Origin of the sequence: Cytobacillus gottheilii (genome assembly GCF_018582665.1) — a bacterium.
In the GTDB taxonomy this organism is placed as follows: domain Bacteria; phylum Bacillota; class Bacilli; order Bacillales; family Cytobacillaceae; genus Cytobacillus; species Cytobacillus gottheilii.
This window is the reverse complement of record NZ_CP071709.1, coordinates 2,611,302-2,623,057: the sequence shown is the minus strand read 5'-3', so window position 1 is coordinate 2,623,057 and position 11,756 is coordinate 2,611,302. Positions and strand designations below refer to the sequence as shown.

Sequence of the window (11,756 nt, the reverse complement as noted above, 5' to 3'; positions counted from 1 at the left end):
GCAGGATATTATAATATAATCAATCTGTATTAACTGTATTATGTAACGTAGTACACTACATACAGTTGGGAGGGTGCTTATGTTTGAGCTTGATGTGAGAAGCCGTAAACCGATATATGAACAATTAGTTGAGCGGCTGAAGGAGCTAATTATTTCAGAGATACTTAAAACCGACGAGCAGCTTCCTTCCGTTCGCACGCTTGCTCAGCAGTTAACCATCAATCCGAACACCATCCAAAAAGCTTACCGAGAGCTGGAAACACAAGGCTATATTTATTCCATAAAAGGAAGAGGCAGCTTTGTCAGCCCTCCGAGTTTACATATTCAATCAGAGAAACTTGAAAAGGTAAAAAGTGAATTAAATAAACTGATGTCTGAGGCTCTTTATTTAGGTATGAATGCCGGGGACTTAATAAATATGGTTAATAATATCGAAATCGCGTCCAAAGGGGTGCTCGAAGATGATCAAAATCAGTAATGTGCGTAAGGAATTTCAAGAAATTGAAGCAATTGAAAATGTAAGTATACATGTAAACAAAGGATCGATCTACGGGCTTCTCGGTTCAAATGGGGCAGGGAAAACGACCCTTTTAAAAATGATTGCAGGCATTTATGAACAAAGTGAAGGAAGTATTCTCATAGACGGCAGAGTAGTTTATGAAAATCCATCTTTAAAACAGGAAATCATTATCATACAGGATACACCATTTTTTATTCCACAGTATACCTTGAAACAAATGGGAAAGGTGTATCGCAGTTTTTATCCAAACTGGTCCGAGGAAAGGTTTAAACAGCTAGCCGCAGACTTTAACTTAGACGTCACGAAGAAAATTCATAAATTTTCAAAAGGAATTCAGCGGCAGGCAGCATTTATTTTAGCATTATCTGCGCAGCCAAGTGTTCTGATTTTAGATGAGCCTATGGATGGTTTAGACCCAGTTATGAGGAAAAAAGTAAAAAGTCTTATTTTCGAGGATGTTGCAGACAGAGAAATGAGCGTTTTAATTTCTTCTCATAATCTAAAGGAAGTTGAAGATATTTGTGATCATGTTGGTATATTGCATAAAGGGAAAATGATTTTAGAAAGAGATTTAGATGACTTAAAATCAGATACTCACAAAATTCAGCTTGCTTTTAAAGGGGAAATTCCGCAGCAGTTAATCTCATCATTAGACATTGTTCATCAAGAAAAGCGCGGCAGCATTTTCATCTGTATTGTTAAAGGGTTAGAGGAAGAACTGCTGACGAAAATACAGACATACCATCCAGTTATACTTGATATATTGCCATTAACACTGGAAGAGATTTTTCTTTATGAAATGGAGGATGCAGGCTATGCCGTACAAAACATCCTTGATTAATAAAGAATTGCAGAAATTGATATTTAGAAGTGTAGGGTGGATTTCAATATTGCAGTTTGCTGGATTATTCTTTGCACTGCCATTACAGTTAATGGCGTTTACAGAGGAAGAGCGCCAATATCTTTTTATCGACAATTTATTTTCTTTTCAGCAGGGTGTGCAAATCGTTTTTACAATGGGAATTCCTGTGCTTATGGCAATCTTTCTATTCCGTTTCCTGCAGGTCCGGCAATATAGTGATTATGTGCACGGTTTACCTATTACGAGAAAAGCTCTGTTCCACCAATATACAATAACAGGTATTTTATATTTAATATTGCCCTTAGTTTTTATAACATTGATTCTTTTAGCAATGTATGAGCCTTTTCAATTAGAAGAACTATTTTCGTTGAATGATGTTGGCAGCTGGATTTTAATCATGCTGCTGTTTCATATATTATTCTTTCTAATGGGGGTATTTATTGGAACCATATCCGGTATCTCTGCCGTTCAAGGGGCACTCACATATATCGGATTATTATTGCCTCTAGGCATGCTGATGTTAATCACCACCAATCTTTCCTATTTTCTTACTGGTTTCTCAGCAGATTACATACTGGATACCAAGCTGGAAAGATTTTCGCCGCTTGTGCTTTTTGCACAGATAAGTTATATAGAGGTCGATTCATTAGAATTAATCCTATATAGCATCACAGCAGTTTGCTTATATATATTAGCTCTTTTTTCTTATGTTAAAAGGCCAATTGAAGCTGTTTCACATGCACTTGTTTACCCATTTTTAAAACCGGTGTTTAAATATGGAGTAACCTTTTGCATGATGCTATTAGGCGGTTTGTATTGTGGGGAAATACAGCAAATGACTTCCTGGATCGTAGCAGGATATGTAATTGGGGCTATCATCGGATATGTAATTGCTGAGATGGTGCTTCAGAAATCTTGGCGAATAACATTTCAGGTAAAAGGGTTTCTCATATTTGCTATTGTAATGGTAGGGGCTGCGGTTTTATTTAAGCTTGATTTAACTCAATTTGAAAAAAGAATTCCTGCCTATGATGATATACAAGGTGTCCACTTAAGTGAAAGTTATTATTATTACCAGGATTCTCTAGAAAATGAAATGCCCGTCTTTTTAAAGGAAGCTGATAATATAGAAGCAGTTCGTGAACTGCATGAAAATATTATTAAAAATAGAGATTACACAGGAGTGGGCCATGAACCAACTGTCTATATGACATATCTGCTGAAAAATGGAGAAAAAGTTGTACGAAGTTATCAAGTTGACCTTAATCAATATGAAACTTACATTAAGAAAATTGAAGAATCGCAGGAGTATAAAACGAATACGAACTCAATTTTCCAAGCAGATCCAGAGAACGTCAGTGAACTAATAATTGATGCAAATGGAACACTTCCTAAAAGAACTTCCATTACTGACAACAATGAAATTCAGGAAGCGATGCGAGCTTTAAAAGAAGATATTCAATCAGCTAGCTATGAGAATATGACATCCAGCAAAGAGCCAATTGCTTTCATTGAGTTGCGCATAAAAGATAGTGACAATTCTATTTATATGGAATGGAAGACATATGATCAGCATTTCAAGAACTGGATTCAAGATCATGATTTACTGGAACAATCACGTATTACAGCTGAAGATATTCAATATGCTTATATTTTAAAGAAAGAAATGATACCTGAAGAATTATGGCTTGGCTACACCTATTCAGATATTTTTAAAGAAATGGCTAAGCATGAAAATGCACTTAAATTGACAGATAAACAGGATATAGACTTTCTCTTAAATAACGCTTCATATTCACCACAAAATGAATATGTCATTTGTTATGTATATGCTGAGGGTAAATATGATGTTAAAGAGCTGGCAGGCAAGGATGCACCAGCAAGCATTGTAAGACACTTTGAACATAATTGAATTTGATTGGTAGAGGGGAGGCAGCAGAAATGTCAAAACATCTTGAAATGAGAGAAATTTGTGATCTGCATCAAAAGCGTCTGTTTCAAATTGCCTACGGTGTTACAAGAGACTATTATTTAGCACAAGATGTTGTTCAGGAGGCACTAATTAAAGCCTATAAACATTTGGATTCTGTTGCCGACCCTGCTAAACTGGGTGCTTGGCTTGCTTCGATCACGACTCGAACAGCTATTGACTTTTTGCGGAAAGAAAAGAAAACTAGAGAAAAAGTAGACGGATATACTGAATTGGAAAATGTATATGCAGTTATGGCGCAGAATGTTGAAAAAGAGGCTGAAGCAAACGAGCTGCAAGCAAAAATATATCAATATCTTAATTCACTTTCTCCAGAACAAAAGCAATTGTTTCTTTTAAAAATGAAAGATGGTCTAAAAGAAAGAGAAATAGCAGAAATCTTAGAAATGAATCCAAATACGGTGAAAACAAGACTGTATCGTATGCGAAAACAATTAAAAGAGCTGCTTGCCGAACAGGATACAGCATCATAAGTTGTAAAGAAATTACTTAGAAACGCAGGATCATCTCATATATAGATGATTCCTGCGTTTTTTGCTATAAATAAAATTAATTCCTTAAAAAAGAGATTTAATTTTACCAGAAAAACGGAAGAAAGGCGATTGCAGCAATCGCTCCAATAGCAAGTCCAGTTCCGAATCCACCCCAGCCCCATCCATAGCCATAACCGCCATAATTACGGCCGCCTAAAGGTCTAAGGAATACACGTCCAGGAGATACGCGGTCGATCACTCCTCGGTGAACAGCTCCATTGCTCATTCTAATTTGCACAGGCCTTCCAATTCCTCTTCTGCAAGTTTCATAATGACCCATAAAATACACCTCCACGCTCATATTTCCAGTACAAGATTAGATTATGTCCAAAAAATAAAAATGGTTAGGTTTTTGCTGTGGTGCATATGCGGAAGTTTTTAGGCGTAAAACGATAATCAAAAACATTTTGGACCTCATACTATACAACAGATCTTAAACAGAGAAGGGAAGTTGTCACGTGTCTTATACTTATCATGATATGTTAGCTGCTTATGAGATAGGAAATGCACATCCAGGAGGCCGCAGACTTACACAGGAGCTTATAAAAAGCTTACCGATTACATCCACTTCATCCGTACTTGATCCTGGCTGCGGAAGGGGAGAGACATCCATTTATTTAGCTGAAAACTTTCACTGTCATGTATCTGCAATTGAGCAAAATAAACAGATGGCAGATCTAGCGCGGAAAAATTTTCAGGAGAATTCAGTTTCAATTGATCTGCATATAGGGAATGTAGAAAGTATGCCATTTAAAGATAAATCTTTTGACTATATTTTGGCTGAATCAATCACAGCTTTTACAAATGTAAAACAAACGTTATTAGAATATGAACGAGTCTTAAAGCCTACAGGAATTTTATTGATGAATGAAATGACAATAGAAGAGGAATTACTAGATATAGAGAAGGATGAACTCACACAATTTTATGGAATGAAAAACCTGTACACAGAAAATGATTGGAAGAAAAAATTAGCGGGGGCTGGATTTAATACAGTCGAAATCATAGAGGGGAAAACCATACTGCAGGAGCTTGAAGAGTATATTCCCGGAGAGGAAGACAGCAGTCCTCCAAGTATTCACTTAAATAAAGAGCTAGAGGAAATGATGGCTGTACATCAAGAACTTACTTTACATTTTGCCGAGGTGCTGGGCTATAGAGTTTTTAGAGTGACAAAATAAAATGGAAAGTTGTGCTTAAGTAGAAAAATGTCTCATATAGTTAACTAAAAAAGCAAAACAAATAAAGTGGAGAAAAATTAAATGCTCCAAATTTTTCTCCATAATAAACCGAACCAATCATGATTATCACTAAGTGCAGCCTGATAATGATGTTCTGACACATTAATGAAATCAGACATCCTTCCTTGGAAGACAAGCTGAAAAGGATTACTGTGCTGTAAATCATGCGGCGTAACAAAGCATGCAGGTTTATTCAAATTGACAACATTTCCCTCAGAAAGAACGGTAGAGACAAACTGAGAACAGAAAAAAGCATGAGAACGATTAATTTTCTTTTGAAAAGGCAACGCAAATACCCCTAGCAGATTATACCTATATCTGTGCTTTTCCATTTCAATCTTAGAGATAAATTCCTGCATTTTCTGATATTGTTCTTCCGTAACATGGCAGGAATATATTGCACATGATGCATTTTGCAATAAACCCTTCGAAACACTTTCCTTAACAAATCCTCCGATAAATGGATTCCTTTGACGTTTTCGCCCGAAACTGTAAACTTGCAGAAAATGCGAATCAAAGGATAGGGAAGCGTGATTGTAAGGCTTTCGTGTATACATTTTTATTAATCTAGTAAAAATGGTTCCTGTATCAGTTAAAATCAAATAGATTTTGCGTTCCATAATCATATCTCCTTATAAGGCAATTTAATCTGTATGTATTGAGATTACTACTGATAGTTTAATGAATACTTTAATGGAAAGAAGATTTCTATTAAAATCGCACTTAGCAGTTAGATGGTAAATTACCCTGTCATATTATAATAACATCCTATCAATAGACCTTAATGTAAAAAAGGAGCCAGAGATTTAATATAGTCTAAGACTTGAGGCTTATTGAGCAGCAGAAGTGTTTGTATGTATGACGATTGAAGCACTTGTTTTGTTTCATTTTTTTCATATTTTACAAAAAATTAATAATATACAAACATTTAATCTGTCTTTCATCACAAAGAAAAGGGTAATTAGACCTATGTTTCGTTTGCCATATGCTCTATTTCTGAATATTTTCATGAAACAGGATGATCTCAGTAAAATAATGACTATATAAATGGTATAATATTTGAAGGAAAAAGTTGCTGAGTGAGAAAGTGTATTTTGGTTAAGAATAAAGAGTATTGCATTTATAAGTACGTGAAGGGAGTTAGTTGATACAGAGTGAGATTTATTAAAATGATCCCGAATATGATGACACTCGGGAATTTATATTGCGGTTTTTTATCTATAGGATTTGCTGCATATGGACAATATAACAATGCCGCAATCTTAATTATTATTGGTATGATGCTTGATAGTATGGATGGACGTGCTGCCCGAATGCTAAAGGCAGATAGTACATTAGGAAAAGAATTAGATTCTCTTGCAGATATCGTGACTTTTGGGGTTGCACCTTCATTTCTGGTTTATTATACATATTTTTCTCAATTTGGCATGCTAGGTATGGCTATTTCAGGACTATTTCCGTTATTTGGGGCATTTAGACTTGCTCGATTTAATATTAGTACGAGTAAAACCAATATGCATTACTTTATTGGAGTCCCCATAACAGCTGCTGGTGGTATTCTGGCCATTCTCACATTGTTTGGTCATAACCTTCCTAACATTGTCACAACCGTTGTATTTACCGCCCTGTGCTTTCTTATGGTAAGCAGAATCCGAATCCCAAGCTTTAAAGAAATACCTCTGCCTAAATACGGAACAATTGTAACGATCTTTTTGGGATGCTTGTTATTTGTTTTATATAAAGGAACATACAATTCATATCCATATTTAATTTATATAGCAACCCCTCTATATATTGCTTATATTGCTTATATGTTTAAAAAGGGGAAAGAGAGAAAAGAAGAATAATGAAAATGCCTTGCAATTTATAGATGCAAGGCATTTTTTTTGTGCTTAATCAGTTTAAAACTTGTCTCAAATTCTACCGATTCGCTCTTTTACTTATAAAAAACTTTATCAATGTTGTATTCAGCATGTAAAGTATTGATGATGTAAGTTTCATAAATTTCACGTTCCATTGCATCTTCTACAAGGATGATCGCAATTTTATAGACATCATCACGGTACTTTTTAATTGGAGAAACATTATCTTCAAAATGCTTCTTCACACGCTGTCTTAATTTACGTGCTTTACCTACAAACATTAAATTTTCATCGGCATCTAAAAATAGAATGAGACCGCCTTTATCTCTTGGGATTTTATGATAATCAACAAATCCGTAGTCATTGCTGATGACTGAAGACGATTGATCAGGCTGTTTTTTTGTAATCACAAGGTTTGGTTCTGGGATTTCAATTTTTATCATTATTATCACTTCCTATTCTGTTGTAAATAGTACCATAAAAATGAAAGAAATAAAAATCTCAGAAAAGAAAATCAACTTGCATTAGGTTTAAACAATTTTACTTACATTGACTCGTCCAGAGAAGAAAGTTGCACCGTCGCCCATATCAGAGAGACGATCAGGTGTTAATGCGTTAACGAGCTGTATTTTTCCGTCCTGATCTGACCATAGTCCTTGTGTAACAGCGACACCTGGCAAAACAGTTTCTCCTACGGCAGCTTTTAATTCACACATTCCCCTGTCATTCCATACCTTTACCATTTCTCCGTCTTCTATATGCAGTCTGCCCGCATCTGCACTATTTAAATGAACCTTTGGCTCTTTCTCAAGTTTCTGGTGTTTATCATTATTCGAGAAAGTGCTGTTTAAAAAGTTATGGTTTGGTCCTGGTATAAACATAAACTCATAGTCACCATCAGGCTTTATAGGTACGTATACTGGCAATGGATCATATCCATCTTCGATCATTTTTTCGGAGTAAAGTTCAATTTTGCCGCTCGCAGTCGGAAGGTTTTCCAATAATGACAGATTTAGATCAGCCTTCATAAATTGATGTTCCTTTAATCCTTCAAATGTAATATGACTGATATAAGGATTTTCCTCATAGTTTAAAGACATCTGTATAAGTTCTTCATCGGTTGCTGAAAAAGCTTCATTAGTTATGCCCATTTCTGCGGCCAGCAGCCTGAATACGTCTGTATTGGATTTTGCCTCACCGAACGGTTCAATTACTGGCTGCTGCAGCTGAACATAATGATGCCAATAGGATGCTAAAAAATCAGTATTTTCATAGGATGAAGTCGCAGGCAGGACAATATCTGCCATCTTCGCCGTTTCAGTCAGGAACAAATCATGAACTACCAAAAATAAATCATCACGCTGAAGACCTTCCCGCACTTTATTTGCACTTGGAGCAACAACAGCCGGATTGCTGTTATAAACAAACATGGAACGTACTGGATCATCGGTTTGAAGCAAGGCAACACCAATCTGGTTCATATTGATTACGCGTGTATTTTTGTTTGTAAGTAAATCCGGACGCTGCAGCTGATCTTCATTGTGGGAAAGAAAACCTGAATTCGATTTAATGGCTCCTCCGCCTTTTTTAGCCCATTGGCCAGTGACCGCAGGCAGACAGGAAATAGCCCTTGTTGCCATTCCGCCATTATCATGATGCTGAAGTCCGTTTCCAATACGAATAAATGCTGAAGCAGATGTTGCGTACAACTCGGCTAGCTCATAGAGGTCTTCTAATGATACACCAGTGATCTCAGCTGTTTGTTCAGGAGTATATTGTCTAACATGTTTTCTGAGCTGTTCATGGCCAGTTGTATGCTCCTGCATAAATGCTTCGTCAACTAGATTTTCTTTAAAAAGAATATGCATAAGTCCTAAAGCAAGCATTCCATCTGTACCTGGTTTGATGGGAATAAACCAATCAGCAAGCCTGCCGGTTTGGTTTTTGTGCACATCAATTACCACAATTTTTGCACCGTTTTTTCTGGCCTTCTGAGCAAGCATGACCTGATGCATATTGGTGCTCACTGCATTAATTCCCCAGAAGATGATCAGTTTTGCATGAATCGTATCCTCTGGGTCAACGCCAATATTTCCTCCCATTGTATACGAATAGCCTTTTGTCCCGGCTGATTGGCATATCTTGCGGTCAAGCTGCGAAGAACCTAGTGCGTTAAAAAATCGGCGGTCCATTCCCTCAGAAGTAATAATACCCATATTGCCATAAAAACTATAAGGCAATATACTTTCAGAGCCATGGTCCTCAATGAGTTTTTTCCAGCGGGAGGTTATCTCGGAAATTGCTTCCTCCCATGAAATACGGGCAAATTTGCCTTCCCCCTTTTTTCCAATTCGTTTCAAAGGGTATTGCAAGCGATTTTCATCATATAAGCGGTGTGTCATATGTCTTACTTTATTGCAAATACTTCCCTGTGTTACTGGGTGATTGGGATCACCTTCAATTTTCGTGATTTTTCCGTCTTTCTTATGAACAAGCAGTCCGCACTGATCTGGACAATCGAGAGAGCATACAGATGGAAAGACGCCATTTTCTTGATCAATATATGATGGCATAAGAATGTACTCCTTTACTGAATGTCAGACTGTTTTATTTATGAGGTCAAAACGGAAGTTGAATTATGTCGGGATATGATGAAGAACCATCATATTTATTACAGAATAATTCAGGTCGCTATTGAATGAGGAGATTGTTAAAAACTCATAAAGAATTAGTAAAAACAGCCTAACGCATCTAGATAAAATATAAATTATTACTATCATAAGATAGTTTATTGCAACCCGCAATAAGAACGTTTTGGATAAAAGGGGGGACTCTAGAATTTCGTTTATTTAAAAGCTTTTCATTCTCTATTGCCAAAGGAGAATAGCTTATAAGATAATAAAGGTTGTTTCGAGATCCTAAATAAGTTCTAAACAAGGAGTACACCATGCATCAGACAAATTCAACGATGGAAAAAATCAAACAAATCACGGTTCTTTTACTTCCTATATTAATCACTCAGCTTGGGATGTTTTCAATGGTGTTTTTTAATACCATTATGTCTGGAAAGTATAACTCAGCTGATCTTGCTGGAGTTGCCATTGGGACATCTATTTGGAATCCCATCTTCACAGGCTTAAGCGGTATATTAATAGCCGTGTCACCGCTTGCTGCACAAAAATTTGGTGAAAAAAAGAAAGACGATGTTGCCTCAATTGTTAAAAATGGTGTGTATTTAGCCATAATCATCGCTTTTATTGTTCTTGCAGCTGGCAGTTTATTCTTAAATGAATTACTGCTTTTTATGAATCTGGAGCACCATGTTCATAAAACGGCATACCAATATTTAATAGGACTTAGCTTTGGGATTTTGCCGCTCTTTCTCTTTAATGTATTGCGTTCGTTTATATATGCACTTGGTAAAACTAGAGTTATTATGGTGGTTTTATTATTGGCGTTGCCAATCAACTTAGTTCTGAACTATGTTTTCATTTTTGGAGCATTCGGTTTTCCAGAACTGGGAGGAGCAGGAGGAGGATATGCAACAGCCATTACATATTGGTTCATCCTTGCCATGACCTTGTTAATCATTATTAAACAAGAACCTTTTTCTCAGTTTAGGATTTTGAAGAATATGCGCGGCTTCGATCCTAAAGGATGTGCTGAGATTTTAAAAATAGGTGTGCCAATGGGTTTATCAACTTTTTTTGAAACGAGCATGTTTGCTGCTGTAACCATCTTAATCAGCAAGTTTAGCATTACAACGATAGCTTCCTATCAGACCGCATTAAATATTGTCTCTTTTTTATATATGATTCCGATTAGCGTATCAATGGCATTAACGGTCTTAGTTGGCTTTGAAGTGGGAGCTAAGCGTTATAAAGATGCAAGAGTTTATAGCTGGCTGGGAATTGGCATGGCCATGCTTGTTGCTCTTTTTACAGGATTATTAGTCGTTTTATTCCGGGAACAGGTAGCAGGGTTTTACTCAAATGAACCAGCAGTTATAGCATTAACCGGCAGTTTTTTAATCTACGCTTTATTCTTTCAAGTATCAGATGCGCTGCAGGTTACTGCACTGGCAGCTTTACGCGGGTACAAAGATGTGAATATTGCATTTGTCATTACTTTAATTGCTTATTGGGGGATTTGTCTGCCTCTTGGCTATTATCTTTCACATTTTACAGAGATGGGGGCAACAGGCTATTGGATTGGATTAACAGTGGGGCTGCTGGCTGCAGGAATTGCTCTGATGGGGAGATTGCTTCTTATTCAGAAGCGTTTTAAAATTAAGGCCATTCAAAGTCATGCTTAGAATGAAGGCTGTGATAGAATGTGAAATTGGCAGGCATTCCGAGAAAGCTCAGTTACCCCTCCTCGGAATGCGAGTATCCTCAGCTCAATGGATAGGACTTGTTCTCAGCTACAGCAATACTATTATATTCGTTTTTGCAATAGTGATGAAAGTTTTGTCCCATTTTATAATTCGCCAGATTGCCCCCAGTCTGTATATAAACCAGTTCCATTGCAGCCATGACAATTTATAGATTCACTATTATACAGATACATACTTGCCGGAAAAATTAGAAATCCCCTGCCATTGCAATCTGGGCATTTATTATTTTCTTTCATTCTAGACATATGTTCTTCATACTTTGCATTTTTCCATTTTTGAAAGGAACCAAACAATCCCATTGCTATGCACCTCACATTTTTCCTTATTTTGTATAATAAATTTGGATTTTATA

General features: G+C 36.5%; 12 protein-coding genes. 7 read left to right on the top strand and 5 right to left on the bottom strand.

Going from position 1 to position 11,756, the window contains the following annotated elements; genetic code table 11:
* The first annotated feature begins 79 nt into the window (after positions 1-79).
* The 4 genes from J1899_RS12920 to J1899_RS12905 are packed head-to-tail and all read left to right on the top strand — an operon-like array spanning position 80 to position 3,845.
* Positions 80-478 (top strand): GntR family transcriptional regulator, encoded by a 399-nt coding sequence (locus J1899_RS12920; protein WP_214474246.1) that lies wholly within the window; start codon positions 80-82, stop codon positions 476-478.
* Positions 462-1,361, top strand: a complete 900-nt coding sequence (locus tag J1899_RS12915) for an ABC transporter ATP-binding protein (RefSeq protein WP_214474244.1) — start codon at positions 462-464, stop codon at positions 1,359-1,361. The genes J1899_RS12920 and J1899_RS12915 overlap by 17 nt, the downstream gene beginning before the upstream one ends.
* Positions 1,336-3,294, top strand: coding sequence for a DUF6449 domain-containing protein (locus tag J1899_RS12910; protein WP_214474240.1), 1,959 nt, complete (start codon positions 1,336-1,338; stop codon positions 3,292-3,294). The genes J1899_RS12915 and J1899_RS12910 overlap by 26 nt, the downstream gene beginning before the upstream one ends.
* 29 nt (positions 3,295-3,323) lie before the next feature.
* Complete coding sequence (locus tag J1899_RS12905; RefSeq protein ID WP_214474237.1) at positions 3,324-3,845, top strand: RNA polymerase sigma factor; 522 nt, start codon at positions 3,324-3,326, stop codon at positions 3,843-3,845.
* 103 nt (positions 3,846-3,948) lie between these two features.
* Here the strand turns inward: J1899_RS12905 and J1899_RS12900 are convergent, their stop codons facing one another.
* On the bottom strand, positions 3,949-4,185 hold the full coding sequence (locus tag J1899_RS12900) for a hypothetical protein (protein ID WP_214474234.1): 237 nt from the start codon (positions 4,183-4,185) through the stop codon (positions 3,949-3,951).
* Positions 4,186-4,363: 178 nt separating this feature from the next.
* Between J1899_RS12900 and J1899_RS12895 the strand changes: the two genes are divergently transcribed.
* Positions 4,364-5,086 (top strand): class I SAM-dependent methyltransferase, encoded by a 723-nt coding sequence (locus J1899_RS12895; RefSeq protein ID WP_214474231.1) that lies wholly within the window; start codon positions 4,364-4,366, stop codon positions 5,084-5,086.
* A 77-nt stretch (positions 5,087-5,163) separates the two neighbouring features.
* On the opposite strand, the gene J1899_RS12890 is transcribed toward J1899_RS12895, so the two are convergent.
* Entirely contained in the window at positions 5,164-5,766 is a 603-nt protein-coding gene (locus J1899_RS12890) for a hypothetical protein (RefSeq protein WP_246586476.1), read from the bottom strand.
* A gap of 534 nt (positions 5,767-6,300) precedes the next feature.
* Between J1899_RS12890 and pssA the strand changes: the two genes are divergently transcribed.
* Positions 6,301-6,993 (top strand): CDP-diacylglycerol--serine O-phosphatidyltransferase, encoded by a 693-nt coding sequence (gene pssA / locus J1899_RS12885; RefSeq protein WP_066444906.1) that lies wholly within the window; start codon positions 6,301-6,303, stop codon positions 6,991-6,993.
* 89 nt (positions 6,994-7,082) lie between these two features.
* Here pssA and J1899_RS12880 read toward each other — a convergent pair whose 3' ends face one another.
* Both J1899_RS12880 and J1899_RS12875 read right to left on the bottom strand, forming a co-directional pair.
* The gene (locus tag J1899_RS12880; RefSeq protein WP_066444909.1) at positions 7,083-7,451 is read right to left on the bottom strand and encodes a nucleotide excision repair endonuclease; all 369 of its coding nucleotides are present in this window, start codon (positions 7,449-7,451) and stop codon (positions 7,083-7,085) included.
* An 87-nt stretch (positions 7,452-7,538) separates the two neighbouring features.
* Positions 7,539-9,581, bottom strand: a complete 2,043-nt coding sequence (locus J1899_RS12875; protein WP_214474228.1) for a molybdopterin-containing oxidoreductase family protein — start codon at positions 9,579-9,581, stop codon at positions 7,539-7,541.
* A gap of 374 nt (positions 9,582-9,955) precedes the next feature.
* On the opposite strand from J1899_RS12875, the gene J1899_RS12870 reads away from it, so the two are divergent.
* Positions 9,956-11,323 (top strand): MATE family efflux transporter, encoded by a 1,368-nt coding sequence (locus tag J1899_RS12870; RefSeq protein ID WP_214474227.1) that lies wholly within the window; start codon positions 9,956-9,958, stop codon positions 11,321-11,323.
* A 164-nt stretch (positions 11,324-11,487) separates the two neighbouring features.
* Here the strand turns inward: J1899_RS12870 and J1899_RS12865 are convergent, their stop codons facing one another.
* Entirely contained in the window at positions 11,488-11,703 is a 216-nt protein-coding gene (locus J1899_RS12865; protein ID WP_066444917.1) for a methionine aminopeptidase, read from the bottom strand.
* Positions 11,704-11,756: the final 53 nt, after the last annotated feature.